Here is a 26455-nt window from a genome sequence, read left to right as displayed (position 1 = left end):
GCGGGGCGCGCTCGCTTGCGCGCGCTCGGTGCACCCCACTGGAGCGGACGGCCCTCAAGGCCGGCAACCGGCTTCCCGCCGCGCGCGGCAGACCGCGACGCCTGGGTGCGGGGTGAGCCCGCCCGCCAGGATGTCGGCGGACCGCGGCGGGCGGGACGTCTTCGCCGTTGGGCTCCTGGCCTTGGACCGCGGACGCCCGTGCCCACACCCAATCGTCCTGAGGTCGGGCGGACCCGGGACCACTGCTCGGTACCGGCAACGGCCGGGCCTGATATCGATCGGAGAGCTTTCACCATGCAGCAGCCCCAGTCACACCCCACCCGCGCCCGTGCGGTCCTGGCCGGTATCACCGCGCTCGCACTGTGCTCCGCCCTGGCGGCCTGCAGCGGTGGCGGCAAGCAGGCTGCCGATCCCAGGGCGGGTGACAACGCGGCGGCGGGCACCCCGTCCACGCCCTCCGCCGCGGCGAGCAGCACGCCGCCGAAGGACTCCAAGGTCATGATGCCGACCGGCCCGGCCACCGACCTGAAGAAGGCCCGCGACACCAAGGCCGGCCCGATCATGATGACCACCCTGGCGGGCAAGAAGTCCGGCGTCTCCGCCCAGGTCTGGGTCTGGCTGCCGCCGCAGTACAGCGACCCGGGGTATGCCAAGTTCGGCTTCCCCGTGCTCACCCTCTACGCGGGCGGTCAGAGCAACGGCTACAACACCTGGACTGACAACCAGCTGCCGATCCAGGAGATCGACGCCCAGCTCGTCCAGGAACAGAAGGCGCACCCCTTCATCATGATCATGCCGGTGCAGAACCTGACGGCTGACGAGCACCGGTCCCTGGACTGCTCCGACATACCCGGCCAGCCCAAGATGGGCACCTGGCTGTCCCAGGACATCCCGGACTTCGTTCGCGCCAACTTCCGTACCCTCAAAGGTCCCGACAGCTGGGGCCTGATGGGCGCCTCCAGCGGCGCGGACTGCAGCGCCAAGCTGGCCCTGCAGCACCCCGACCTCTACAAGGCCGCCGTACCGATCGACGGCGACTTCAAGGCGGACTCCTTGCTCTGGAAGGGCCACGAGGCCGAGCAGGTCGCCAACGGTCCCGACAAGCTGATCGCCACCAGCAAAGCCGCCGTCAAGATGCTCGCCACTGCCGGCGGCGGTACCCCCTACGAGGTCAACCTGGTCAAGGCCTGGGTCGCCAAGGCTGTCCCCCCGACCACCGTCGAGTACTACGAGCAGCCCGGCGGCAACCACAAAACCACGGACTTCGAGAAGCTGGTCCCGATGTCCCTGGAATGGCTCACCAAGAACCTCACCGGTCCACAGAGCGACAGTTGACGACTCGCGACAATGCCGGTCGAGGTTGTTGCGCCTGAGACTGTGGGGCCCACTTCACCTCCCAGGGCAGCATGCCCGGCCTACGACGGGCTGTGGCAAAGCTCTACAGCTGCGCCGACCGGTACGAGCGTGACCTCCCCGGCCGCCCGCAGCCCAACCGAAAACAGTTGACCCCGGCAGCGCGCCAACGCTCCGGGGTCCGGCAACAGGAGCCACACGCCCGATGCGCGTCCCTCGGAGCGTCCACGTGCGCAACTTCACCTAGTGCCCAACATCTTCCTGTAGGACCGGCGGCTGACCTACACCGCCCGCGGCCTCCTCGGTGACCTCCTCTCCCGCCCCGACGGCTGGCGCGAGGACGGCCGGCACATGGCGGACTCCAGCCCGCAGGGGCGCGGGACGATCCGCAAGGCCCTCAAGGAGCTGACCCAGACCGGGGTACTACCGGCGTGCGTAACCGGTACTCGGTTTTGTGACCGTACGCTGTCCTGTCTCCTTCGACCTTGCTGCCGGGAGATGTCCTGACCTGCGCAGACACAACCTGCGCAGACACAAGGCCAGGTGTGACACCGGAACCTTGCCGTCGCACGTGAAGTCGTCGGCAGGGCGGGAGCGGCGGTCTCCCTGTGGCGCGAGGCTTGTGTTGGAATGTCCCGACATGATCCGTGCACGACGATGGGGTGAATGCGATGCCTCTTGAGGGCGAGTACGAGCCGAGTCCGGCGCAGTGGGTGCGCGAACAGGTCGAGCTGTACGAGAGTTCGGGTGGCGCACAGGGCGCAACGCTCTGGGACACGGGCCTGCCGGTCGTCATCGTCACGATGCGCGGCGCGAGGAGCGGCAGGATCCGCAAGATTCCGCTGATGCGCGTGGAGCACGAGGGGCGGTACGCGGCGGTGGCCTCGAAGGGCGGCTTCCCACGCCACCCGGCCTGGTACTTCAACCTCAAGGCCGACCCGCAGGTGGATCTCCAGGACGGCTCCGAACGCCGGGGCATGAGGGCCCGTGAGCTCACCGGGGACGAGCGGGCCCGGTGGTGGCAGCGCGCGGTCGCCGCGTATCCGCCGTACGCCGAGTACCAGGAGAGGACCCACCGCGTGATCCCGGTCTTCGTACTCGAACCCGAGCACCTCGCCGGGCCGGCGAAGGACCCGGCGCCGACGGGGAACTGAGCTTCGGCCCGGCCCGGCCCCGCTCGGCCCAGCCCGGCTCGGCCCTGCTTGCTCGGCACGGTTCGTCGATGCGTGCTCGGGCGCCGAGTTCAGCTGCCGGGAGTCGTCCCGGTCGCCGTCGGGCGGGAGAGCCTGTGGGTGGTGTTCCGGATGAAGCGGCCCGCATGGTGGAGGGCGTCGGCGGCTTCGGGCAGGAACGACCAGAAGATGTGGAAGTCATGGGTGGCCACCGGGTACAGCTCCAGGCGGACATCGACACCGTCTTCGCGTGCACGGTCCACCAGTTGGCGCGCGTCCGCGAGAAGGGGGTCGCCGGTGCCCGCCTGGACGAGCATCGGCGGCAGGCCGCTCAGGTCGGCCGTCAGCGGGCGGACGACGGGATCGTCCGTCGGGTGGCCGGCAAGGTAGTCGGTGATGAATCGTCGCCGCAGCGCTTCCGCCGTCAGGGCCGCGGGCTGGGGTTCCTGCGGTTCGTCGTCCAGGACGCGGCCTGCGAGGTCGACGCCCGGGCAGAGCAGCACCACGCGGCCGGGCAGCGGCAGTTGCCGCTGCCTGAGGGTGAGGAGGACGGACAGGGTCAGGTGCGCGCCGGCGGAGTCCCCGACGACGGTGATCTCCCCTGGCGTGGTCCCGCGCTCCACGAGCCAGAGATAGGCACTCAGCGCGTCCTCGACCGCCGCCGGATACGGATGCTCGGGCGCAAGACGGTAGTCGGGCAGCAGGATGCCGGCCTGGCACTCGGTGGCGAGGGCACCGGCCAACGGCCGGTAGCCGAAGGCGGATCCGCTGACGTACGCGCCGCCGTGCAGGAACAGAACCGTGGCGCTCGCCTCGTTCGGCGGCGTCAGCAGGAGGGACGGGACGCCGTCGGAGTTGACGGGCCGCACGGTCACCTCGGGCGGCGGCGCGAACTGTGCGTGCAGCGCCTCGTACGCGGTGCGCAGCGCCAGCAGCTCCCGGTCCGTCGCGTCACCGACCGGCTCCCAGTACTGGGCCATGCGGGCGGCGAGTTCACCGCCGATCCGCCTGGTTGCCGAGACCGCCTCGTCGACATCGTCGAGGACCCGGCGGGCGCGGTCGAGCAGCGCTGCTCCGGCCAGGGTGAGCTCCACCTGGTGGGTGGAACGGCGCAGCAGGTCGCAGCCGACGAGGCGTTCGAGTGAGCGGATCTGCCGGCTCAGTGCGGGCTGCGACACGTACAGCTGTGCGGCGGCCCGGCCGAAGTGCAGTTCGGTGGCGACCGCGACGAACGCCCGCAGATGACGCAGTTCGATCGCGTCGGGTGCTTGGGGGAGCTGTACCAGCCTCCCCGGCGGTCGTTCCTGGTCCGCGTTCGCCGTGGTCATGAGGGCGAGTATCTCCCGGACGTGCGGCACGTGGTGATGCGATCCGTGCATCACCGCATTGCGCATTCGGCCTTTCCCCCGGCGGATCCGGGAGTGCGAGCGTAAGCGTCGGTCCGCAGCACTCCGACGAACCGAAAGCACACCATGCGTACATCTCGCACCATGCTCCGCGCCTTCGCCCTCGCGACCGTCATCGGCGCTGTCGCCACGGCCGCCGCGCCCCTCGCCGCGGCGGCACCGGAGGACCGGCGTCCCCCTGCCGCCCATCGCCCGACGGTGTGGGCCATCCCGGGAACCGACGCGGGTCCGGAGGGGATCGCCCGGGACCCGTACCAGCCGTACTTCTACACCGGGAGCACCGGTGACGGTGCCGTCTACCGGGGTGACCTGCGCACCGGGGCCGTCGAGCCGTTCCTGGCGCCGGGCGCCGACGGGCGTGCCACCGCGGTCGGGATGAAGGTCGACGCGCACGGACGCCTGATCATCGCGGGCGGCTCCACCGGGAAGGTGTGGGTGTACGACACGCACACCCGCAAGCTGCTGCACACCTTCGACACCGGCCTGACCTCCCACGCCGGCCTGACCTCCGACGCCGGCCCGACCGCGGGCTTCCTCAACGATCTGACCGTCGCCGACGACGGCGACGTCTACGTCACCGACTCGGTGCAGCCGCGCCTGTACCGGATCGCCGCCGACCAACTCGGCGGTCACGCCCCGGCCACCTCCCGGCTGCCGGTGTTCGAGGAGTTCGCCGGCACCCCGATCGTCTTCCGCGGCGGCTTCAACCTCAACGGCATCGTCGTCACGCCGGACCAGCGGTACGTCATCGTCGCGCATGACAACGACAGCGCCCTGTACCGCATCGACCGCCGCACCAAGGACATCCGCAGGATCGACCTCGGTGGCGCGGGCGTCACCGGCGACGGCCTGCTGATGCGCGGGCACACGCTGTACGCGCTCAGCAGCGTCGACCACATCGGCGACAACCACAGCATCGTCGACGTCGTCCGGCTCGACGCCGGGTACGCCTCCGGCGCCCTCGAACGGCGCGCGACGAACCCACTGCTCGACCGGCCCTCCACCGGGGCCTTCGACGGCGACGCGATCCTCGCCGTCAACTTCCAGTGGGCCGTCACCGATCCGCACCTGCCCTACTCCGTCGTCCGCGTCCCGCTGCGCGATCTGACGTGACGTCCGACCAGGCACGTTCCCGTTCGGCAGCAGCAGCAGCAGCCGCAGCAGCAGCAGCAGCGGCGGGGACCACGAGCAGAACACCGAATGCAAGGACCCAAAGGACCGAGGAGCACACCGGCATGACGCATGACAGCCTGCCCACCCGACGCCTGGGCACCACGGACATGGACATCACCCGGCTCGGCTTCGGGTCGTGGGCGGTGTCCGGCTCCGGCTGGGCGTTCGGCTGGGGCGCGAGCGATGACGCCGAGTCCGTCGCCGCGATCCGCCACGCCCTGAAGCGGGGAGTCAACTGGATCGACACCGCCGCGGTCTACGGCCTCGGGCACTCCGAGGAGCTCGTCGGCAAGGCCATCGCCGATCTCCCCGAAGCGGACCGGCCCTTCGTGTTCACCAAGGCCGGGCTGGTCTGGGACCCGGCCGACCCCACCGCGTCCCCGCGCCGGATCATGAAGGCCGCCAGCGTGCGCCGCGAGGTCGAGGACTCCCTGCGCCGCCTGGGCGTCGAGCGCATCGACCTGTACCAGGTGCACTACCCCGACACCGGCGAGTCCCTCGAGTACACCGGCCACGGCACGGGGGCGGTGTCCCCGAACGCGACGCCGTTGGCCGAGTACTGGCAGACCATGGCCGGCCTGAAAGCCGAGGGCAAGGTCCGCGCGATCGGCCTGTCCAACCACGCCGTCGCGGAACTCGACGCCGCCGAAGGCATCGCGCACGTGGACGCCATCCAGCCGCCGTTCTCCGCGATCAACCGCACCGCCGCCCTCGACATCGCCTGGGCCGAAACCCACGGCGCCGGCGTCATCGCCTACTCCCCGCTCCAATCCGGGCTCCTGACCGGCGCGTTCACCGCCGGGCGCGCCGCGAACCTGCCCGCCGACGACTGGCGCTCCGCGCACGCGGACTTCACCACCGGACTCACCGCGAACCTCCGGCTCGCCGACGCGCTGCGCCCGATCGCCGAGCGCCACGACGTCACCCTCGCCGAGACCGCCGTCGCCTGGGCCCTGGCCTGGCCCGGCATCACCGGCACCATCGTGGGTGCCCGCACCCCCGCCCAGGTCGACGGCTGGATTGGGGCAGCCCACGTCAACCTCACCCCGGCCGACCTCGACGAGATCGCCGCGGCCATCACGACCACCGGGGCAGGAGCGGGCCCCTCCCGGGCCTGACCGGGCCTGACCGAACCTGACCGGGGGGCAGGACGGCGTCGGCGCGGACCTGCCACGGCAGGTCCGCGCCGCCCGCCCGAACGGCGGGATCGATGGGTCGGGCTGCCCCGACGCCCCGACTACGCCCCGATCTCGAACGCGGGCGGCTGGAGGCCTGCGAGGCATCCCGTGTCGGGGGCGGTCGGGGTGTCGAAGAACGAACGGGTGATCGACTGCGCGCACGGCGAGTCGGCGAAGACCACGTGGGCGACGTAGGGGACCGTGACCTCGGTGGACCGGCTCAGCGTGCTTGCGGCGTACGGCCCGCTGCTCGGTGCGGTCTGGGCGTCGAACCCGCCGGACAGGACGAGGGACGGAATGTCACTGTGTGTCACGTCCCGGATCGAGGCCGGCGCCGCGGGAACGTCCCAGGCCCGGCAGTCCGCGTGGAGGAAGGCGAGCAGCGGCGCGTTGGCGAGCACCGAGTCGGGGAACGACGGGAACTCGCGCCGCCCGCCCTCGATCACGTCGGCCTGGCTCTCGAACGGCGTCCACTCGCTGCAGAAGATGCCGTACGCGAGCCCGTGGGAGGTCCTGCCGATGGCCTGCGGGCTGAGCTTGCCCCCGGCCCACTGTTCGGCGATCCGCTGCGGGTTGCCGTGGGCCAGCTCGTCGATGGAGCGGGGCACTCCGGCCGCCACGTGGGTGGCGGAGACCAGCCAGTTCACCAGGACTCCGCCGTCCAGCACGACCTCCACCGGGCCGGGTTGGCCCGGGACGGTGACGGTGGTGGTGACCGGCTGCGCTTCGAGTTCGCCGACGAGGCGCTCGAAGGTGGCCTTCAGGCCGGGGTAGCGGTCGTTGCAGGCGGCCTGTTGCTCGCAGGCCTTGAACAGGCCGTCGGTGCCTTCCCGGGCGGCTTTCCAGGTGACGGCCCCGCCCGCCAGGGACGGCGGCAGGACGCCGTCGATGCCGACCGACCGGATGCCTTCCGGGTGCAGGCGCATGTAGAGCAGGGCCAGGTCGGTGCCGTAGGAGATGCCGAACACGTTCCACTGGTCGATGCACAGCGCTTCGCGCAGGTCGGCGTAGTCGGCGGCGCTCTCGGTGCCGTTGTAGGCGCTGAGGTCGGCCCCGCGGCCCACCAGTTCGTCGCGGCAGGCCTGTGTCGCCTCGACGTGCAGGCGCCCGGTGGACGGCGCGCCGTAGACGAGGTTGAGGGCGCGCGCGTTGAACTCGTCGATGTTCGGGCAGGTGAGCTGCGGGGCGGCGGAGTAGGTCCCCCGCTGGGACATGAAGATCACGTCCCGGTCGCGGTTCAGGTTGCCGTTGAGCGCCAGCTGGATCTCGGAGACCGCGTCGTCGCCCGGCCCGCCGGCGAGCCACACGATCGGGTCGGGCGCCGGTCTCTTCGCGGCCGCGGGCACGATCTCGACGGCGAGGGTGATCGTCCGCCCGTCGTGCCGGGAGCGGTTCTCGGGCACCGTGAGCGTTCCGCAGCGGGGCCGCTTGACCGGGGGAGCCGGGTCCGCCGTCCGTGGGCAGGGGCCCGGCTGGAAGTGGGCGTGGCCCACCGTCCGGGCGACCGTGCCGAGGCGCTCCGTGGCGCCGGTGTCGGCCTGGGCGGGCACGACGGCGAGGCCGGTGACGAGGACGCCGGCCGTGGCGCCGGCCAGCGTGGCCAGGAGCCGTCGCGCGGTGCGCCGGTGGTGAGGTGGGCGGATGGACATCATGCGGTCTCCGGGTCGGGGGTGATGGTGAACGGTTTGGGGGAGAGCCCGGCCACGCAGCCGGTGTCGGGCGCGGTCGGATGCGTGAGGAAGGAGGCCAGGACGCTCTGCGCGCAGGGCGATTGGGGGACCACCCAGTGGCCGATGCCGGGGATCCGTACGGTGGTCGAGCGGGACAGCGTCCGGGCCGTGAACGGCCCCCAGCTCGCGCCGGTCTTCGAGTCGAAGGTTCCGGAGACGACGAGCGTCGGCACGTCGCTGACGGTGGCCACCCGCTGGATCGCGGTGCGGTCCGGGACGTCCCAGGCGCGGCACAGGTGGTGTTCGAAGGGAAGCTGCGGTGCCTGGGCCAGCACCCGGTCCGGCCACCCGGGGAAGGCCTGGCGCCCGGTCTCCAGCAGGTCGGACTCCGAGAAGCCGGGGACCCACTCGCTGCAGGCCACCGACTGCGTCAGGCCGTGGCCGAACTCGCCGATGGCGCCCACCGCGTCGGCGGCGCGGGCCCGCGCGAACCGCTCCGGGTTGCCGCGGGCGAGTTCGTCGAGCGCGGCGGGGACGTCGACGGCCTTGACGGTGTTGGCGACCAGCAGGTTCACCATCGCGCCGCCGTCGAGGACGACCTCCACCGGGTCGCCCCCGCTCGGCGGCTGGGCCGTCAGCTTCAGGGGGTGCGCCTCCAGTCGCCGGACCTGCTCCGTCAGGGTGTCCGGGAGGTTCGGGTAGCGGCGCTCGCAGTCGGGCTGGGCCGCGCACGCCGCGAGGATCGCGCCGATCCCCTCCCGGGCGCTGTCCCAGGTCCACGGCAGGCTCACGATCTGCGGGGGCACGACCGAGTCGATCGCCACCGAGCGGATCCCCTCGGGGTGGAGGCGCAGGTAGGTGAGGGCCAGCTCGGTGCCGTAGGAGTACCCGTAGACGTTCCACCGGTCGATGCCCAGGGCCCTGCGCAGATCGGCGAAGTCCGCGGCGTTCTCGGTGGTGTTGTAGGCGCTGAGGTCGACGCCGTCGGCCGTCAGCCGGTCCCGGCACTCCTTCGCCGCGCCCACCAGGCGCCGCCCGGTCGACGGGGCGTCGTAGCGCAGCGCGACGGCTTCCACGGAGAACCGGTCGATCTCCGGGCAGGTGAGGGCCGGCTGCGCGTGGAGCGTCCCGCGCTGGGCCATGACGATCAGATCGCGGTCCCGGTTCACCCCGGCATCGATCAGGAAGGGGACGCTCCCGAACGCGTCGCCGCCGGGACCCCCCTCCATGAACACCACCGGGTCCTGGGCCGGCGTCGCCGACGTGGCCGGGATGATCGCCACGGCCAGCCGGATCGTCCGCCCGTGGTGACGGTGGTGGGTGCGGCTCTCCGGCACCTCCAGCAACCCGCACCGCCCGGGGACCGGCTCGGGTGTCTCCGGGCAGGGCCCGGACACGAAGTGCGCCCGAGCTCCCGGCCAGGGCTCACCGACGGGCGCCGACAGGGCACTGCTCGGCATCGGCCCGACTGCACCCAGGAAGGCCAGACCGGCGGCGACCAGCGCCGCCCCCGTGCGCGCGCCCCGGGAGCGGCGCCCTGCGCACCGGTACCGCGTCCGCCACCGGTACCGCGTCCGCCTTCGTACGAACCCGCCGATCCCGCGAACGGACGGCAGGCAACCCGGACCGGTGTCCTGATGAACCATGAGATCCCGTCTCTCTGACGCACCCGGCCGCCCCGTCCGGGACGCCGCCGCGGTGCCGCGCCCGCCGCCGCACGGTCCGGGCGGACACCGCACGGCCAGCCTGCGTTCGCGGACGGACGTCCACCACCCGTCGGCGCCACTCGGAGCAGCCCGGTCTCACCCCCGGCGCGGGCAGTGGGGTTCTGGTCGGCCGGAGGGGGCGGAACGGCCGCTATGCTGTCCGGCGATCTTCGGGCTGCATGACGGGATATCGGGGGAGATTCTCATGGGCGACCCCGTGAGGACGCGGTGGCGCCGAGTCCCGCTGACGGTGGCCGTGGGCCTGGCTGCCTGCCACCCTGGGCGCGGTGGCCATCCACCGGACGACCACCGGCAGACTCGACCACGGCACCGTATTCACCCAGGGCTCGGGACAACTCGCCGTCAAGCCCGGCGAGTTGTTCTCGATCGAGGTATTCGCCTACCAGGGCGCGGGCGACATCTTGACCGGTCCCGGCAGGCCGGTGGCTATTCGCCGGTGACGCCGTCGACGAGTTCTCGGACGATGTCCAGGTGGCCCGCGTGACGGGCGTACTCCTGCAGGACATGGAACAGGATCCAGCCCAGGGTGGGCCGCGCGGTGCCGTCGTCCGGGAAACGGCCGCCGGCTGCGGCGACGGTGGACAGCGGCGTACCCGACACGACGGCCCGGGTGTACTCGCCGCCCGAGTGCAGCGCGGCCATCAGGTCGGCGGCCGTCTCCTCCGGCCCGACGTACCAGCGGTCCGCCGGCCCGCGGTCGCCCCAGGGCGCCGCGACCTGCTCGCCCCGGAAGCCCCAGCGCAGCCAGCGCTGTTCCATGTGCACGAGGTGCTTCAGCAACTCGATCAGGGTCCACCCGGAAGGGAGCCGACTGACGCGCAGTTCCGCGTCGGACATGCCCTCGACCTTGGCGCCGACCACGGACCGGTAGTAGTCGAGATAGTCCAGCAGCAGCTCGCTGGGGTCGGAGAGTTGCTGGTCCGGCTCGGGCAGGGAGGAAGTCATGCGGCCGAGTCTGCCACGGCACGGACCGGCACCCGCAGGGCGTTCCGCTGACCGGTTCTCGCTGTTCTTCGAGGACCGGTCAGCAGCCGATGACCCCACGGCACTTACGCAAGGTCACACTGACACGCCCCCGGCGGGGGCCGGCCGATCCCGTGGTGGTCAGCGGCCCGTCGGGGCCTCGCCGCAGAGCAGGGGTTGCAGGAGGGGGACGTACAGGTCGGCGACGTCGTCGGGGTCCAGTCGGGTGAGCCGGTCGGCTTGGACGGTCGCGTAGAGGGCGCCGAGGCCGAGCAGCACGCCGACGGCCATCTCCGCTCGCAGCGGGGCGTCCGGGCCGGGGAGGCGGGCGGCGAGGGCGTCGATGACCTGCGTGCGGAAGTTGGCTCGTGCCTGGCCGCCGAGCTCCAGGTGGTGGCGGGAGAAGGCGATGCGCAGGATCGGGTCGCGTGTCTGGCCGCGCTGGGTGGCGAGCAGGTGCAGGACCATGTGCCGGGCGAGGCGGTCCAGGGGGGCGTCGAAGAGGGCGGTGGCGTCGGCGTCGAAGGTGAAGACCTGGGTGAACAGGTGTTCCTTGGTGCCGTAGTACTTCATCACGAGCGCCGGGCTGACGCCCGCGTCGTCGGCGATGGCGGCGATGGTGGTGTCGGCGTAGGCGTGGCGTGCGAAGGCGCGCCGGGCCGCGGCGAGGATGTCCGCGCGGCGGGCGTCGGCGTCACGCGGTCGTGCCGGCCGGTCCGGGGCGGGCGTCGGCGGCGGTGTCGGCGGGTTCTTGGAGGTCGTTCGCGGACGGGCGCTGCGCGGGGAGGCGGAGCTCGGGTCGGGCATCTTGTTCAGTCTCCTGGAGGGGGGACGGCGCGGGGCGCGGACGGCGCGGGATGAGGCAGGCGGCCGCGCAGGCCAGCAGCGCAACCGCGCCTGCCGCGGCGAACGCCAGGCGGTACCCGGACAGGGTCGGCGCCGCCACGGCCACGCCCGCCGTGTCGGCGAACAGGCGGGTGTGCTGGGCCAGCACGGTGGCGACCACCGCACTGCACAGGGCCTGCCCGATGGTGCGCATGAGGACGTTGAGGCCGTTCGCCGCGGCGGTCTGCTCCAGCGGCACCGCCCGCATGATCAGCATGGGCAGGGCGGAGTAGGCGAGCGCCGTGCCGACCGAGACCACGGCCGCGCCCGTGATGACCGCCCACAGCTCCCGGCTGTCGGCGAAGCGCAGACCATAGCCGGCCGCGATGACCACCGTGCCCAGGGCGAGGGTGGCCTTGGCCCCGCGGGCGGCGGACAGGCGGGCGGACAGCGAAGCACACAGCACCATGATCACACCGCTGGGCAGCAGACATGCACCCGCCGCCATCACCGAGAGCCCCAGGCCGTATCCGGTGGCCCGGGGCGCCTGGACCAGTTGCGCGGTGACGAGGGAGTTGGCGTAGAAGGAGAACCCGGCCAGCAACGCGGCCAGGTGCGGCAGCAGAACCGCCGGACGCATCGCGAGCCGCACGTCCACCAGTGGCCGCGACGCGCGGCGCTGCTGGACGGTCCAGCCCGTCAGGATCAGCAGCGCCGCCCCCGACAGACCGAGCATCCGCCGACTGCCCCAGCCCCACTCACCCGCCTTCGACAACGCCAGCAGCAGAAACACCAGCCCCGTGCTCAGCCCGCACGCCCCGAGCAGGTCGAAGCGCCCCGGTGACCGGACGGGCTCCTCCCGCAGCAGCCGCCACGCCAGGGCGAGCACTCCCGTCGAGAGCAGGGTCATGGCCCAGAACATCGCGTGCCAGTCCGCGTACTGCACCAGCAGCGCGGCCAGCGGCAGGCCGAGAGCCGCGCCGATGCCCACCGTCGAACTCATCAGCGCCACCGAGGAACCCGTCCGCTGCGGCGGCAGCACACCCCGCAGGAAACTGATCGACAGTGGCACCACCGCCGCGCCCACACCCTGCAGCGCCCGCCCCACCAACAGCCACGGGAGGGTGGAGGCGAACGCGCACACCAGCGACCCGGTGGCGAGCGCCCCGAGCGCGAGCAGCAGCATCCGTCGCTTGCCGTACATGTCCCCGGCACGCCCCAGCAGGGGGGTGGCGACCGCGCCGGTCAGCAGCGTGAGCGTGACCACCCACCCGACATCGACCGGCGCCGCGCCGGTCAGCCGGGGCAGCTGCGGCAGCAGCGGCACGACCGCGGTCTGCACCAGCGTGGTGACGATGCCGCCGGCCGCCAGAACGGCCATGACGCCACGGTCGGCGGTCGGAGACGTCGACGGATGCGAATCAGTGGGCACGGCAGGACTCCCGGGAAGGTGAATGGCGTTCACCACCCTAGGTGAACGCCATTCACCTCGCAAGAGAGGTCGGCCGTCGCCACCTGCCACAGCGGCCCGCAGGCACCGAGCCGGCCGTCGACTGCTGCGCCCGTCGCGCTTCCGACGACGACACCGCCGCCAGGCCCGAGCCCGCCGGTCCCACCACAGACGCCGAGGTCGAATCCCCGGAAGCGATGGCCGTTCCGACCCGGCGATCGCAGACCGTGTCCCGGTTTCGGAGGCCGAACACAGAGGCCGAACACGGAGGCCGAACACAGCGGCCTGCTGTCGCAGTTCTGTATCAGGGACGACCCGTTCGGTCAGGCCGGGTGGATCCGGGCTACCTTCTGGTGGAACGCGCTGACCAGGGGGATTGCGTGAAGAGATCGATCTGGGTGCGAACAGCGCTCGGCATGTTGCTGTTCGCCTGCCGGGCGTTCGCCTGCCTCGGGATCGTCGGGGTTCTTCTGTGGTGCGCCGTCCGGGCACTGTTCGACTGGAGCGGCCCGCAGCCGGCGGACGCCGCCGGGTTCGACCTGTACGTCGATGTCGCGCTGGCCTGGGCGGTTGGCATGGCGGTCGCCGGCCTCGTCGGGCCGACCGTCCGGCCGGGTCGCGGGAAGGCCAACTCCCTCGTCTGGCTGGTCTGGTGCGATCTGGGCATGCTGCTCGCGTTCCTGTGGCCGCTCCAGGCGCTGATCGTCGCCTTCCGCTTCGCGGTGACGGCGCGCGGACGGGCGCGGTGGCAGCGCGGCGGCGCTGTACTCGCCGGGTCCGCCCTCCTGGCCACCGGGGCGACCTGGGGCCTCGCCTGCTACCAGGCCGGTCAGCGCTGGGCGCCGCCCGACCCCTCCGACCAAGCCCTCGTCGGGACGTGGAGCGGCGCCGGTGGCAGGGTGTTGGAGCTGCTACCGGACGGCCGGTACCGCACCAATTTCATCGGCGAAGCCCCCTACCGGATCTCGGAGACACGACCGCCCGTCTACCTGTCAGGGCACTGGACGCGCACCGGGACAGCGGGCCATGGCCAGGAGCAGAGCATCGTCCTGAACGGCTCCGAGACGATGGACGTGTACGGGGCCTCGTCCCCGAGCATGCTGTGCGAGCCCGAGGAACAGGACCCCTGCTACCTGTCCATGCAGCGGAGGTAGTCGCAGCGACCTCACCGAGCAGCCGCCACCAGCCCCGTCTCGTCGGCGATGAAACCAGCCGGACCGGGTCACCGGCGCCGCGCCCGGCGTAGCGGCATGCTGCACCACGCCGGGCGTTCCGTCTGGCTGCGCAGCGCCTGCCTGGCTACCCAGCTCCTGCCTGGTTTCCTCGGCCGACGAGCTGTTGCCGCCGAGGCGGGCCTGGTCGCAACCCGGGTTCGGCCGTACGGAGTATCCGGCGCCCCCGGTTGTGTGAGCGCCGAGGCGAATCCGATTGATAGGGAGTGTCTCCGGCCCGGTCGGCGGGACACTCCTTGAGGCCTTGAGGTTTCCCACCCGTAGCGACGTTCATCCAGGGGGACGTGTTGTCAGCTTGCCCGGCCGCAGTGGTCATCGGGACGGGATCGCACTTGCCGTCACGGGTCGTCCGCAACACCGATGCGCCGTTGTCCCTTCTGGAGACCAGCGACGAGTGGATCCGGTCGAGGACCGGGATCGAGACCCGCCGTTGGGCCGAGCCGGGGGAGAGCACGGGAGATCTGGCGGTGCGGGCCGGTCAGCGGGCGCTGCGCAGCGCCGGTGTGGAGCGGGTGGACCTGGTGGTGGTGTCCACGACCACCCCCGATCACCATTCCCCGGCGACGGCGCCGTGGGTCGCGGCGCAGCTGGGCCTCGGTACGGTGCCGGCGTTCGACATCGCGGCGGCCTGTTCGGGTTTCGTCTACGCCGTCGCGGCCGGTGACGCGTGGATCAGGGCGGGCGCCGCGGAGACCGTGCTGCTGATCGGCGCGGAGACTCTGTCGACGATCACGGACATGTCGGACCGGGGGACGGCCGTCGTGTTCGCCGACGGGGCGGGGGCTGTCGTCCTGCGTCGCGGTACCGCCGACGAGGCCGGTGCGGTGCTGGCCACGCAGTTGGGCAGCGACGGCACGCAGAAGGATCTGGCGGTGATCGCCGCCGGCGGCTCCCGCCGGCCGGATGCCGGACCGGATGCCCGGCCGGATGCAGGGCAGGCAGCGGTGCAGGCAGCGGGGCACGACGCGCGGTGTCTGCGGATGCAGGGCCCGCAGATGTTCGCGCATGCGACGCGGCGCATGACGGAGGTGTCCCGGTCCCTGCTGGGGGCGGTCGGCTGGGAAGCGGAGGACGTCGAGGCGTTCATCGGGCACCAGGCGAACCAGCGCATCCTCGACAAGGTGGCCGACCTCGTCGGGATCCGCCCGCCCGGCCGGCTGGGGAACATCCGGGAGGTGGGAAACACCTCCTCCGCCTCGATCCCGCTCGTCATGGACGGCGTCGTGCGCGAGAAGGCCGTCGGGGCCGGGGCCCGCACGCTGCTGACCGCCTTCGGAGGCGGCGCGGTGTGGGGCGCGGTGGCGATGACCTGGCCTGACATCCAACCGGTGTTCTGACACGGAATCCGACACAGAATCTGGCACAGAAGGAGAAGAGAACCATGGACATGCTCGATCAGCGACCGCTGGACTTCATCACCTCCTACCTGGCGCAGGCCTTCGGTGTGCCGCAGCAGGAACTGACCCCCGAGGCCAGCTTCTCCTGCCTCGCCCTGGACTCCATCGCCCAGGTGGAACTGTTCGTCACCCTCTCCGACCACTACGGCGTCCACCTGGACGACGCTCACGCCACCGGCAGCCTGACGCTGCAGGAGACCGCCGACCTGGTCGAAGCCGCGATCGCCGACTCGGGAGCCGCGACCGAGCGGACGGCCGCGGTCCCCGGCCCGGGAGCCGCCACGGAGCGGATGGCCGCGCGCGGCTGACCGGCTCGGGCAGGGCCGTCGCGGCCATCACCGGTTCGCGGCCATCACCGGTTCGCGTCCATTGCTGGTCCGTGTCCTGCACCGGTTCGCGTCCGTCACCGGTTGGAGAAACCATGAGCGAAGTGACCATCCGCAGGCTCACCCACGAAGGGCTGTCGTTCTCGTACCAGTTGCTGCGGGCCGCCGACCCGTCGATCGCTCCGGTCCTCGCGATCGGGGGCGTGCTGCAGGGCATGAACGGCTGGTCCGTCCTGCGGCAGCACGTCCTTCCCTTCGCCGACCTGGTCTCCGTGGACCTCCCCGGCGCCGGCGACTCGACCCCGCTGCGCCCGGAGCAGGGGATGGAGACGATGTGCGAGGTCGTGGAGGCCCTGCTCGACGACCTCGGAGTGGCCCGCGTCAACCTCCTCGGCTACTCCTTCGGCGCCGCGGTCGCCCACCGCTGCGCACAGCGTCGCCCGGACCGGGTCGTCAGGCTCGCACTCGGAGGGGTGCCCGTGCGCATCAGCGACGAACTGACCGCCCTGTGGCGGCGCGGCGCGGAGCGGATGGCCGCCGACGACGCCGAGGGCCTGGTGGACGTCCTCATGGAGATGTTCCTGTGCCCGCAGGGGCGGGCGCCCATCCGTCAGCGGGACATCGTCCACCGGCTGGTGCGGCGGATGACGTTGCGGGCCGTGAACAGCACGGCCCACGGATTCGCCACGATGGAGCGGTCGGTGCTGGAGAACCTCGACCCGACGGGCAGGCTGGACGGCGTCTCCACCCTCGTCTTCTGCGGGGAGCACGACACCATCAGCTCCGCCGCCGAGCAGCGCGACTTCGCGGCCACCATCGGCGACTGCCGGTTCGCCGTCATCCCCGAGGCCGACCACTGGGTCTTCATGGAACGGCGGTGGGAAGCGTCGGATCTGGTGATGCGCCACTTCACCGGCCGTCCCACCACGGCGCTGCCCTACCTGCTCGAAGACGCGTCCCTGCTGCCCGCCCCGCAGGAGCGCGTGGCCCCGCTGCCCGCCCCGCAGGAGCGCGCGGCGGCGACGGCCGGCTGACCGGCGGCTTGTGACGACAGCGGCCCCGGCCGCCCAAGAAGGCTCTCCAGGAGGGGACTTGACGCACACCGTGCTGTGTGGACTCGGCAGCTGGCTCCCGCCGACGGTAGTGGACAACAGCCAGGTCATGGCACCGCAGACGGCCGCCTTCGTGCACCGGCGCATCGGCATCGCCCAGCGCCGCCGGGTCACTCCGGGCACCGCCACCGTCCACCTCGCGGCGCAGGCGGGCCGCCGTGCCCTCGACTCGGCCGGCACGTCCGAGGTCGACGCGCTGATCCTCGCGACCACCACACCCGACCGGCTCTGCCCCGCCGGCGCCCCCGAGGTGGCGAGCCTGCTCGGCATGACCGGCATCGCGGCATTCGACCTCAACGCCGGCTGCTCCGGATTCCTGTACGCGTGCGAACTCGCCCGGGGCCTTATCAGCTCGGCGACCGCGCGCAGCGTGCTTGTCATCGGCGCGGAGAGCGCCTCGGCCATGGTCGACCCCGACGACCTCAACACCGCACCCCTGTTCGGCGACGGTGCGGGAGCCGCCGTCCTGCGCGCCGCTCGACCGGGGGAGTCACCGACCTTCGGCCCGACGGTGTGGGGCAGCGACGGCACCTTGGCGGACATCATCGCCATCCCCGCGGGCGGTGCCCGGCAACGCCTCCCCCTCGACGCCGGCGGCGAGCTCTACCTGCGCATGAGCGGAAGCCATGTGCTGAAACAGGCCGTGCGCCGCATGAGCGACGCGGTCCGCGCGGCGACCGCGGCCGCCGGATGGACCCTGGACGACATCGACGTCCTCGTCGCCCACCAGGCGAACGCCACCATCACCCACGCGGTCGCCGCCGACCTCGGCCTCCCCGCCGAGCGGATGCCGACCAACATCGAAACGGTCGGCAACACCGCCGCCGCGTCGGTGCCCCTGCTGCTGGCCCACGCGGCCGAGCAGGGCACGCTGAAACCGGACCAGCGCACCGTCCTGGTGTCCTTCGGTAGCGGCCTGACCTGGGCCGCCACCACCGCCACCTGGCCCCAGAACCTCACTCTTCACCCATGACAGGCCACCATGACACTCCACCCGGAAGGGCCCGGTCCCATGCAGGACATGCTCACCACCGTCATCCACGTCCTCACCCACAAGGCCGCCCTGCCTCCGGGGCCCGTCACCCCCGAGGCGACCCTCGCCGACGCGGGCGTCGACTCCATGGCCGTCGCCATCCTCGCCATGGTCCTGGAGGAGGACCACGGTCTGGTCATCACCGAATCCGACCTGTCCGCCACCTCCACCATCACCGAGCTGGCCGACTTCGTCGAACGCCACCAGAGGGCCACCGCATGACAGCCCCGCCCCGCACCGTCACCGTTCAGGACCATGCCATCGCGTGGCGCGGCACGACCTACCCCTGCCGGCTCGTCACCCCCTGCACCGCCGACCACGCGGTCCCGGTGCTGGTTCTCGGCGGCGGCCTTCAGGACCGTCACTCATGGGCCCGCCTGGAACGCCACCTCGCCGACCGCCACCCCCTACTGATCCCCGACCTGCCGTCCGCCGGTCCGCCCGGCGGTGGGGCCGTCGGCCCGGACGGACGGCGACACCCCGACCTCAGCTGGGACGACCTGACCGACGCCGCCCTCCGAGCCCCGGACCACCTCGGGATCGAGCGCTTCGCCACCCTCGGCGTCTCCTCCGGCTACCCCATCGCCTACCGGCTCGCCCAGGACCACCCGGCCCGCGTCACCCACCTGATGATCTTCGGGGCCGCCCCGCGCCCCGGAGCCCGCCTCACCGCCCTGATCCATGAAGGCCTGCGCCGGGAAGCCGACTCCCGCCAAGGCCACCGCGACCGACACGTCGACCGACACGTCGACCAAGCGGCGCTGCAAGGCCCGTGCGCCGGCCGGACGGCCCGCCCCCGGACCCTCGCGGCCCCCGCCTCCCACCGGGAAGCAGCCGAACAACTGGTCGGCCTTCTGACGAACCCCCGGGCCGGTCGCCGCGTCCTCATGATCCGCGCGGCCGCCCGGGTCCTGCTCAACCAGCTGACCTCGTCCGCGCAGGACCCCCTCGTCCGCTACGTCCGCGACCGCGGCCACCTCCTCCTCGACGGCCTGCTCCCGCCCGGCGGAATCCGGCGCACACCCGCGCTGGTCGGCGTCGGCGAACACGACACCATCACCACCGTCGCGGACAACCGCGCCGTCGCCGGCACCATCACGGACGTGACCTTCGCCGTCATGGAGGACGCCGACCACCTCCTCCACATGGAACGCGACCGTGACTTCGCCGACCTCATCGGCCGGTTCCTCCACCAGCAGCCGCTCACCACCCCGGGCACCACCGCCCTGCGCCTGTGACCACCCGCCCCGCCCCGCCCCGTCCCGCCAGCCCCGCCTCCCGGAAGCACCAAGCCACCTTGAACCCCGCACCGGACAGCGCGCCGCGCGTCCTCCTCGCCACCTGGGGCACGACCGGCGACATCGCCCCCTACACCGGCCTGGCCCTCGGGCTCAGGGACGCCGGCCACCACGTCACCGTCGCCACCTCCCGCCGCCACGCGCCCCGCTTCGCCGACCACGGCCTGCCCGTCCATACCATGCCGCTGGACCGTCAAGAAGCGCTGATGGCCCAGCGCAAGCCGTGGCGCGAACGGCTGCGCAACGGCCAGGACATCGCCACCACGGCGGCACGCACACTGCTGGAAGCCGCCGGCAACGGGACCGACGTCCTCCTGGCGCACCCGCTGATGCACCCCCTGTGCGCGGTCATCGCCGACGCACTGCGGCTGCCGTGCCTCGGCGTCTACACCGTCTCGCACGCCATGATCCTTCCGCGACTGATGACCGCCCTGCCCTGGAGGCAGCACGCCGTCGCCGACACCGCCGTGAAGACGCTGCTCCACCCCATGTACGCGCCCGCCCTCACCCACCTGGCCGACAGCCTCGGGACCCCGTCACGGCAGGCGAAGAGCGTCCTGCGAACCCTGCGCCACCGGCCGGTCCTCTACGGGATCAGCGACGCCCTCCTGCCGCGGGGCTTCCGCCTGCCCCCGGGACACGCCACCACCGGATACTGGCCGGCGGCACGCCCGCCCGGCTGGCAGCCCGACGCCCGGCTCCAGGACTTCCTCGACAGCGGGTCGGCCCCCGTCTACTTCGGCTTCGGCAGCATGAGCCGGATCGACAGCGAGCACCTCAGCCGCACCATCGTCAGCGCCACCAAGCGGCTGCGGACCCGTGCCGTCATCCAGTCCGGCTGGGCAGGGCTCCACGGAGACACGGACGACGTCCTCACCATCGGCGAATGCCCGCACGACTGGCTCTTCCCCCGGGTGCGCGCCGCCGTCCACCACGCCGGCCCCGGAACCACCCACGCCTCGCTCAACGCGGGCACCCTCACCCTGCCCGTCCCCGTCGGGCTGGACCAGCCCTACTGGGCCGCGCGCCTGACCGCCCTCGGCGCGGCACCCGCCGCCCTCCCCCTGCGCCACCTCACTACCGACCGCCTCACCGGCCTCCTGCAGCGATCCCTCCACCACCCCGGGTACCGCCATGCCACCGACCGGGTCGCGACCGGGATCCGACGTCACGACGGCATCCACAACGTGGTGACACACCTCCGGACGCTCAGGCGATGGTCATGACACGCCACCGCCGCTAAACGCTCAACCGCCGCCAGAGCGGCAGCTCCAGGACACCAAGGTCATCCCAGACGCAGACCTCGAGGGTCGAAAGGTACCCACCGAACGCGAAGACCATTGCCTCCCCGAGGTAGCCACCGTCGACGGTCCGGATACTTCCGTCAGCAATGACCGGACTCTGCTCCGCCACCGGCCCGGCCGCCACGGCGTCCTCGTCCACGTGCAGATCCACCGTCGGACACCCGCACGTACATCCGGGCCTCATCCGCACGTGGGGTAGCTGTGCCCGGTACGCCCGGGCCACCTCGGTGTCCCCGGCCAACAGTAGGTCCAGGCTCCGACGCACATCATCGCTGAGCGGTCCCCACACCTCTGGTGCCTCTTCTCCTGGCCGCCGGCCATCGGCCGTGCGGTGCCCCGTGGTTCCCCGCAATCCCCCCGTGGTTCCCCGCCCCCGTGGTCCCCCTGCCCCATGGTCCCCCGCGTGCTGCGCGGGCCCGGTCCGTCCTGCGAACCGGGCCCGGCGGGTGCTACGCGGTGGGGGAGACGCGCCTGGGCGCCCGACGGCGGCCGGCGGAGCCCTGGCTGTCGCGGCCGGAGGCGGCCCGGGTGTCGCCGCTGGTGTGGGCGGGGCGGCCGCGGCGGCCGCGGCTCGCGGACGCGCTGCGGCGCGGCCGCTCGACGACGGGGTCGGCGATCACGGTGGGGATGCCGGTGGGCACGCGGGCGCCGGTGATGCGGGCCAGCTCCTCGTCGCCGGCGCTGACCCTGGTGGTGACGGGGGTGATGGCGGCCGTCGTCATCATGCGGGTCATCGCGCGGCGCTGGTTGGGCAGCACCAGGGTGACGACGGTGCCGGACTCGCCGGCCCGGGCGGTGCGGCCGCCCCGGTGGAGGTAGTCCTTGTGGTCGCTCGGCGGGTCCAGGTTGACGACCAGGTCGAGCCCGTCGACGTGGATGCCCCGGGCGGCGACGTTGGTCGCGATCAGGGCCGTGACCTGGCCGCTGTGGAACTGCTCCAGGGTGCGGGTGCGCTGGGGCTGGGACTTGCCGCCGTGCAGGGCCGCGGCCTTCACCCCGTTCGCGAGCAGGTCGTGCACCAGGCGGTCCGCGCCGTCCTTGGTGTCGGTGAACATGATCACCCGGCCGTCACGGGACGCGATGTGGGCGATGGTGGCGTTCTTGTCGAAGTTCTGCACGTGGAGCACGTGGTGCTCCATGGTGCTGACCGCTCCCGCGGACGGGTCCACCGAGTGCGTGACCGGGTCCTTGAGGAAGCGCCGCACCAGGCGGTCGACGTTGCGGTCCAGGGTGGCCGAGAACAGCATCGTCTGGCAGCCTTCGGCGACCTGCTCGAGGAGCTCGGTGACCTGCGGCAGGAAGCCCATGTCGGCCATCTGGTCGGCCTCGTCGAGCACCGTGATACCGACCCCGTCCAGCTGGCAGTCGCCGCGCTGGATCAGGTCCTTGAGCCGGCCGGGGGTGGCCACCACGACCTCCGCCCCGCGGTTCAGCGCCTGTGCCTGGCGTCCGATGGACATCCCGCCGACCACGGTCGTCATCCGCAGGCGCACCGCGTGGGCGAAGGGGGTGAGGGCGGTGGTGACCTGCTGCGCGAGCTCGCGGGTGGGGACCAGCACCAGGGCCAGCGGGCGGCGCGGCTCGGCCTTCTGCCCGGCGGTGCGGGCCAGTACGGCGAGGCCGAACGCGATGGTCTTGCCGGAGCCGGTCCGGCCCCGTCCGAGGACGTCGCGGCCGGACAGCGAGTTCGGCAGCGTCGCGGCCTGGATCGGGAACGGCGTGGTGACGCCCTGACGGGTCAGCACCGACAGCAGCGCCTTCGGCATGTCCAGTTCCTCGAAGGACTCGACGGCCGGCAGTGCCGGGGTGGTGCTCACCGGCATCTCGAACTCGCCCTGCAGGGAAGAGTCCTGACGGGTGCCGCGACCGAAGGAGCGTCGGCCGCCGGAAGGCCGGTCGCCGTAGAACGAGCTGCCGCCGGAGCGGGAGCCCGAGGAGAAGCGGGAGCCGGCGCCGGAGCGGGAGTCGGCGTTCCGGTACGGGGAGCGACTGGAGCGATTCATGCGGGAAACCTTCCTCGGGGCGGCACGTCACGAGGAAGGCTCTGCGGCGCGGGGCGCCGGCGGAGACCGCAAGGGAACGGGCCGGAAATGTGACGGTCGGAGCGTGGACGGCAGAACCGTGCGGCACGTCACCTACGGTCGGCGCTCACCGCGGAGGGCGGGAGCAAGGGACCTCGAACCGTGAGATGTCACGGCAGGGCGCCGATCCGGACGCGGCGCTGTGCGTCTCGCGTGGGGATGGCCGCCGGTGGCGAAGCCAGAGGGCCTGAGCGGCCGGGGAATGCGCCGTGGCGCCATGCCGAGGGGCCCGCACCGGGCATTGCGCGGTGCGGGCCCCTCGCTGCTAGGCGGGTGCCATGGCAGAAAAATTACAGCGGACGAATGTTCTCCGCCTGCGGGCCCTTCTGGCCCTGCGTGACGTCGAACTCGACCTTCTGGCCCTCGAGCAGCTCACGGAAGCCATTGGCGTTGATGTTCGAGTAGTGGGCGAAGACGTCCGGGCCGCCACCCTCCTGCTCGATGAAGCCGAAGCCCTTTTCCGAGTTGAACCACTTCACGGTGCCATTAGCCATTAAAAATTCTCCTTCAGAGGCTGTCCGAAGCACGCACAGTGCGAACCTCGAGTCGCCGCGATGAGCACCCACCCGGCAAAAGCCGGGAAAGAAAAATGCGCCTGCAATATCAGCAGGCGCACACAAAGTTCATGGGAACCACTACTGCAACTGATTCGACTCTAGCAGGCCGCGGCCCGCCGTGGCGGACTATTTCATCCCTGGTTTCGCGGGGGCCGCCCCCGGGGTGCCGGCCCCGCGTCGGCGGGATCGCCAACAAGCCTGAAGGGCAAGCCAGTTGAGCGTCAAGACGCACCCCGTCGGGGTCGACGGCTCCCGGGTAATTCCCGCAGGCCCGCAGCGCCCGCCCGCCCGCGCGAGCCCCCGGGAGGCGACGCACCACCCCCACCGGCGCCTCCACGGGGCGTACCGGGCGGCGTACGCGGCGTTCCACCCCCGACCCGAACGTCCGGTCCGCTCCGCCCCGATTTTTCCGGTCCCCACCCGAGTCGTTATACGCCGGAGGGGCCCAGGCCCCGCCTTCCGGCGCATACTGGGGGCAATGTCGAAATCTGCAGCAGTCCGCCGCCCCCTGCCCACCAGCCCCTTCAAGCCCAAGGTGGAGGCACCGCGCAAGCACTTCGCCGTCGGCGACCGGGTCACCCACGACCGGCACGGCCTCGGCCGGGTCATCGCCGTCGAAGACGACAGCGACATCGCGGTACTCGTCGACTTCGGATCACGGCAGGAGCGCATCACCCCGCCGTACAGCGAGATGTTCAAGCTCTGAGCCCGGGCACCCCCGGGGCCGGAGGCCGCGGGGGTCCACCAAGAGTCGCCAGGGGCCGTCCCGGTTCAGCCCGGCGCCGCCCCGGGCCGGTGTGCCATGAGGCGATCACCCACGTCGGGGACCCCGCCCCGGCGCCCAGCGTTTCGTTGGCGATCAGGGCCAGGGTGATGACGCCCATGGTCTTCTGCGCGTCGTTGGTGCCGTGGGCGAGCGAGACCATGCAGGCGAACCGATCTGACCGGTCCTGAAGCCCCGCGTGCGCGGGCCTTCGGCGACATCGCGGGTGAGGCGGTAGACCAGATAGGTGCCGAGCGCGGCGACCGAGCCGGCGATCACCGGTGACAGGGCGGCCGGCACGATCACCTTGGCGACCAGGCCCTGCCGCTTGACGGCGGAGGCGCCGGCCGCCGCCATGGTCGCCCCGACCACGCCGCCGATCAGCGCGTGCGAGGAACTCGAGGGAATCCCGACGTACCAGGTCGTCAGGTTCCACAGGATGCTGCCCGTCAGGCCCGCCATGACCACGGTCAGCGTCACGTCGTCGCTCTGCACCAGGCCGCCGGCGATCGTCGCGGCGACCGCGGTCGACAGGAACGCACCCACCAGGTTCAGCGCCGCCGAGACGCCGACAGCGACACGCGGCGGGAGGGCACCGGTGACGATCGAGGTCGCCATGGCGTTTCCGGTGTCGTGGAACCCGTTGGTGAAGTCGAAACCCCGCGCGGTGGCCACCACCAGCGCCAGAACCACGTCATTGCCGGTCACGGGAACGAACCTAGCCCGCCGACCGCCGCCGACCCGCCCCCCGACCACCCGGACGGGCCGGGAACCGCAGGGCACCATCCGATCGGACCAACGCACCCGCGAGCCGGGCGCGCGCCCCCGCCCGAAGTCGAGCCTCGCCCGGGCCACGTCCGCGGATCCGGCGCAGCTTGTAGGAGATGTACGGCATGTACCGCGAGGGCGAGCCGATCGGTCCAGCCTCGCACTCATCCTTGTCCACCAGGCGGGCCTGCGGCGTGCACCGCGTCCACCTGATCCGGGAACAGGCCGGCAACGCCAACCACGGCGTGACGCCCGCCCGCAGGCACGGGATGCCGTCCGACGGAGCCGGGCGCGCCGGGGCGCCCGGCGGGGTGGAGGATGGCGCTGTGCGCACCACTCGTTCCGAGGGAGCCGGCGGCTTCGACCGGACCGGTGCTCCGTACGCCGGCCGCGACCTCTACGGCACGAAGGCCCCGTACGTGCCGCAGGAGAAGGCGGGCCGGTACCAGGAGCCGCCCAGGGGCTTCCGCCCGGTGTTCACCGAGAACGTCGCCCGGCACGGCTCCCGGGCCATGACGGACGGCACGGACGGCGAGGCGGTGCTCGCCCTGCTGCGGAGGGCGGGGCAACGGGGCGCCCTCTCCGGTCTCGGCGCGGAACTGGGCCCGCAGGTGCGCTCACTCCTCGACGCCGCCACGGCCCTCGGCTACGGCAACCTCTCCGCGCGCGGGGCGCAGGAGCACCGCCGGACCGCGCTGCGCATGGAGCAGCGCCTGCCGGCACTGTTCGAGAGGATCGCCGACGAGCGCGAGCCCATCGTCGTCGAGACGTCGGGCGTGGCACGCGCCGTGGCCAGTGCCCAGGCCTTCGCCGGCGGTCTGGCCTCCGGTGCTCCGGCGCTGGCGGGCCTGATCGGGGCCCCGGTCACCGCCAAGGACCTGCTGTACTTCCACCGGCAGCCGCAGAACGCCGACTACCAGGCCTACTTGGCGGGCGACCCGGACCTGGCCGCGGTCCTCGCGCGGATCGACGCCGACCCGCGCACCGCCGAAGCAGCGCACCACGTCGTCGCGTGCCTGTTCCGCGCCGACTTCACAGCCGCTCTGCCGGCCGCCGCGCAGGTCTCCTTCGCCCGCTCGCTGTACCAGCTCTACGCCACGGCGCCCGACCTGAGCGTCGAGGCGCCGGACGTCGACCTCGCCCGGTTCCTCGCCCCGCGCGACGCCCGGTGGTTCGCCTATCTGGACGACGCCGAGGAGTTCTACCGGAAGGGCCCGGCCTTCCGCGGCCGCGCGATCACCTACACGATGGCCGGCGTCCTCCTCGACGACCTCCTCGCCCAGGCCGGGGCGAAGGCGGACGGCTCCAGCGAAAAGGGCGCCGTCCTGCGCTTCACCCACGCCGAGGAGATCGAGCCCCTCGCCGTCCTCCTGGGCCTGCCCGGCAGCACCTGTCCCGCCGGGCCCGGGGAGCCGTACTCCTACCGGGACAACCCGTGGCGCGGCACCCGGGTCGCGCCGATGGCCGCGAACATCCAGTGGGACCTGTACGCGAACGCGCCCTCCGACGGCGGGCGGGCCACCCACCTCGTCCGGATGCTCTACAACGAGCAGGAGACCGCCTTCAAACCCTCCTGCAAGCCCGTCAGCCGGGGCAGCCACTTCTACGACCTCGATGAGCTCGAGCGCCGCCTCGGCCACGGCTGACCGCGCTGCGGCGCACCGGTC

25 protein-coding genes are annotated in these 26455 nt (G+C 72.3%); 15 read left to right on the top strand and 10 right to left on the bottom strand.

Annotated elements, in window-relative coordinates; all coding sequences use genetic code 11:
• The first annotated feature begins 294 nt into the window (after nucleotides 1-294).
• Together ACIBEC_RS38060 and ACIBEC_RS38055 are read left to right on the top strand one after the other, a co-directional pair.
• The gene (locus ACIBEC_RS38060; RefSeq protein ID WP_360509716.1) at nucleotides 295-1335 is read left to right on the top strand and encodes an alpha/beta hydrolase-fold protein; all 1041 of its coding nucleotides are present in this window, start codon (nucleotides 295-297) and stop codon (nucleotides 1333-1335) included.
• A gap of 689 nt (nucleotides 1336-2024) precedes the next feature.
• A complete protein-coding gene (locus ACIBEC_RS38055; RefSeq protein ID WP_360509718.1) occupies nucleotides 2025-2507 on the top strand; it encodes a nitroreductase family deazaflavin-dependent oxidoreductase in 483 nt (160 codons plus the stop codon).
• A gap of 89 nt (nucleotides 2508-2596) precedes the next feature.
• Here ACIBEC_RS38055 and ACIBEC_RS38050 read toward each other — a convergent pair whose 3' ends face one another.
• Nucleotides 2597-3853: an alpha/beta hydrolase fold domain-containing protein gene (locus ACIBEC_RS38050; protein WP_360509720.1), complete on the bottom strand. Its 1257-nt coding sequence runs from the start codon at nucleotides 3851-3853 to the stop codon at nucleotides 2597-2599.
• A gap of 144 nt (nucleotides 3854-3997) precedes the next feature.
• On the opposite strand from ACIBEC_RS38050, the gene ACIBEC_RS38045 reads away from it, so the two are divergent.
• Nucleotides 3998-5044: a superoxide dismutase gene (locus ACIBEC_RS38045; RefSeq protein ID WP_360509722.1), complete on the top strand. Its 1047-nt coding sequence runs from the start codon at nucleotides 3998-4000 to the stop codon at nucleotides 5042-5044.
• Between the two features lie 122 nt (nucleotides 5045-5166).
• Nucleotides 5167-6222, top strand: a complete 1056-nt coding sequence (locus ACIBEC_RS38040; protein WP_360509724.1) for an aldo/keto reductase — start codon at nucleotides 5167-5169, stop codon at nucleotides 6220-6222.
• 119 nt (nucleotides 6223-6341) lie between these two features.
• Here ACIBEC_RS38040 and ACIBEC_RS38035 read toward each other — a convergent pair whose 3' ends face one another.
• A complete protein-coding gene (locus ACIBEC_RS38035) occupies nucleotides 6342-7934 on the bottom strand; it encodes an alpha/beta hydrolase (protein WP_360504865.1) in 1593 nt (530 codons plus the stop codon).
• Nucleotides 7931-9412: an alpha/beta fold hydrolase gene (locus tag ACIBEC_RS38030; protein WP_360504863.1), complete on the bottom strand. Its 1482-nt coding sequence runs from the start codon at nucleotides 9410-9412 to the stop codon at nucleotides 7931-7933. Before ACIBEC_RS38030 ends, ACIBEC_RS38035 begins: the two co-directional genes overlap by 4 nt.
• A gap of 533 nt (nucleotides 9413-9945) precedes the next feature.
• On the opposite strand from ACIBEC_RS38030, the gene ACIBEC_RS38025 reads away from it, so the two are divergent.
• Nucleotides 9946-10119, top strand: coding sequence for a hypothetical protein (locus tag ACIBEC_RS38025; protein WP_360504862.1), 174 nt, complete (start codon nucleotides 9946-9948; stop codon nucleotides 10117-10119).
• Here ACIBEC_RS38025 and ACIBEC_RS38020 read toward each other — a convergent pair.
• The 3 genes from ACIBEC_RS38020 to ACIBEC_RS38010 form a co-directional block, all read right to left on the bottom strand.
• A complete protein-coding gene (locus tag ACIBEC_RS38020) occupies nucleotides 10106-10624 on the bottom strand; it encodes a DinB family protein (protein ID WP_360504860.1) in 519 nt (172 codons plus the stop codon). The genes ACIBEC_RS38025 and ACIBEC_RS38020 overlap by 14 nt on opposite strands.
• Before the next feature lie 159 nt (nucleotides 10625-10783).
• Nucleotides 10784-11449: a TetR family transcriptional regulator gene (locus ACIBEC_RS38015; RefSeq protein WP_360504858.1), complete on the bottom strand. Its 666-nt coding sequence runs from the start codon at nucleotides 11447-11449 to the stop codon at nucleotides 10784-10786.
• Nucleotides 11337-12848 carry an MFS transporter gene (locus ACIBEC_RS38010; protein WP_360504856.1) on the bottom strand — a complete coding sequence of 504 codons (1512 nt, stop codon included), beginning with the start codon at nucleotides 12846-12848 and terminating at the stop codon, nucleotides 11337-11339. The genes ACIBEC_RS38015 and ACIBEC_RS38010 overlap by 113 nt, the downstream gene beginning before the upstream one ends.
• A 449-nt stretch (nucleotides 12849-13297) precedes the next feature.
• Between ACIBEC_RS38010 and ACIBEC_RS38005 the strand changes: the two genes are divergently transcribed.
• The 8 genes from ACIBEC_RS38005 to ACIBEC_RS37970 all read left to right on the top strand — a co-directional run bounded on the left by ACIBEC_RS38005 (nucleotide 13298) and on the right by ACIBEC_RS37970 (nucleotide 20541).
• On the top strand, nucleotides 13298-14071 hold the full coding sequence (locus ACIBEC_RS38005) for a hypothetical protein (RefSeq protein WP_360504854.1): 774 nt from the start codon (nucleotides 13298-13300) through the stop codon (nucleotides 14069-14071).
• A gap of 362 nt (nucleotides 14072-14433) precedes the next feature.
• Complete coding sequence (locus ACIBEC_RS38000) at nucleotides 14434-15486, top strand: beta-ketoacyl-ACP synthase III (RefSeq protein ID WP_360504852.1); 1053 nt, start codon at nucleotides 14434-14436, stop codon at nucleotides 15484-15486.
• Nucleotides 15487-15530: 44 nt separating this feature from the next.
• Nucleotides 15531-15854, top strand: a complete 324-nt coding sequence (locus tag ACIBEC_RS37995) for a phosphopantetheine-binding protein (protein WP_360504850.1) — start codon at nucleotides 15531-15533, stop codon at nucleotides 15852-15854.
• Between the two features lie 113 nt (nucleotides 15855-15967).
• Nucleotides 15968-16906, top strand: coding sequence for an alpha/beta fold hydrolase (locus ACIBEC_RS37990; protein WP_360504848.1), 939 nt, complete (start codon nucleotides 15968-15970; stop codon nucleotides 16904-16906).
• Nucleotides 16907-16964: 58 nt separating this feature from the next.
• Nucleotides 16965-17957, top strand: coding sequence for a beta-ketoacyl-ACP synthase 3 (locus tag ACIBEC_RS37985; RefSeq protein WP_360504846.1), 993 nt, complete (start codon nucleotides 16965-16967; stop codon nucleotides 17955-17957).
• Nucleotides 17958-17996: 39 nt separating this feature from the next.
• Nucleotides 17997-18239 carry an acyl carrier protein gene (locus ACIBEC_RS37980; protein WP_360504844.1) on the top strand — a complete coding sequence of 81 codons (243 nt, stop codon included), beginning with the start codon at nucleotides 17997-17999 and terminating at the stop codon, nucleotides 18237-18239.
• On the top strand, nucleotides 18236-19255 hold the full coding sequence (locus ACIBEC_RS37975; RefSeq protein ID WP_360504842.1) for an alpha/beta hydrolase: 1020 nt from the start codon (nucleotides 18236-18238) through the stop codon (nucleotides 19253-19255). Before ACIBEC_RS37980 ends, ACIBEC_RS37975 begins: the two co-directional genes overlap by 4 nt.
• Before the next feature lie 59 nt (nucleotides 19256-19314).
• Entirely contained in the window at nucleotides 19315-20541 is a 1227-nt protein-coding gene (locus ACIBEC_RS37970) for a glycosyltransferase (protein ID WP_360504840.1), read from the top strand.
• A 13-nt stretch (nucleotides 20542-20554) separates the two neighbouring features.
• On the opposite strand, the gene ACIBEC_RS37965 is transcribed toward ACIBEC_RS37970, so the two are convergent.
• The 3 genes from ACIBEC_RS37965 to ACIBEC_RS37955 all read right to left on the bottom strand — a co-directional run bounded on the left by ACIBEC_RS37965 (nucleotide 20555) and on the right by ACIBEC_RS37955 (nucleotide 23194).
• Nucleotides 20555-20758: a hypothetical protein gene (locus ACIBEC_RS37965; protein WP_360504838.1), complete on the bottom strand. Its 204-nt coding sequence runs from the start codon at nucleotides 20756-20758 to the stop codon at nucleotides 20555-20557.
• A gap of 310 nt (nucleotides 20759-21068) precedes the next feature.
• Nucleotides 21069-22622, bottom strand: a complete 1554-nt coding sequence (locus ACIBEC_RS37960) for a DEAD/DEAH box helicase (RefSeq protein ID WP_360504836.1) — start codon at nucleotides 22620-22622, stop codon at nucleotides 21069-21071.
• Between the two features lie 368 nt (nucleotides 22623-22990).
• Nucleotides 22991-23194, bottom strand: coding sequence for a cold-shock protein (locus ACIBEC_RS37955; RefSeq protein ID WP_045694210.1), 204 nt, complete (start codon nucleotides 23192-23194; stop codon nucleotides 22991-22993).
• Between the two features lie 541 nt (nucleotides 23195-23735).
• On the opposite strand from ACIBEC_RS37955, the gene ACIBEC_RS37950 reads away from it, so the two are divergent.
• On the top strand, nucleotides 23736-23963 hold the full coding sequence (locus ACIBEC_RS37950) for a hypothetical protein (RefSeq protein ID WP_360504834.1): 228 nt from the start codon (nucleotides 23736-23738) through the stop codon (nucleotides 23961-23963).
• Nucleotides 23964-24116: 153 nt separating this feature from the next.
• Here the strand turns inward: ACIBEC_RS37950 and ACIBEC_RS37945 are convergent, their stop codons facing one another.
• Nucleotides 24117-24728, bottom strand: coding sequence for an inorganic phosphate transporter (locus ACIBEC_RS37945; RefSeq protein ID WP_360504832.1), 612 nt, complete (start codon nucleotides 24726-24728; stop codon nucleotides 24117-24119).
• Nucleotides 24729-25114: 386 nt separating this feature from the next.
• Here ACIBEC_RS37945 and ACIBEC_RS37940 point away from each other — a divergent pair, with 386 nt between their 5' ends.
• Nucleotides 25115-26434: a histidine-type phosphatase gene (locus tag ACIBEC_RS37940; protein ID WP_360504830.1), complete on the top strand. Its 1320-nt coding sequence runs from the start codon at nucleotides 25115-25117 to the stop codon at nucleotides 26432-26434.
• The last annotated feature ends 21 nt before the right edge of the window (nucleotides 26435-26455 follow it).

The sequence above is a fragment of the Kitasatospora sp. NPDC051164 genome (assembly GCF_044455625.1).
Lineage (GTDB): Bacteria > Actinomycetota > Actinomycetes > Streptomycetales > Streptomycetaceae > Kitasatospora.
This window is presented reverse-complemented; position numbering and strand designations above follow the sequence as displayed.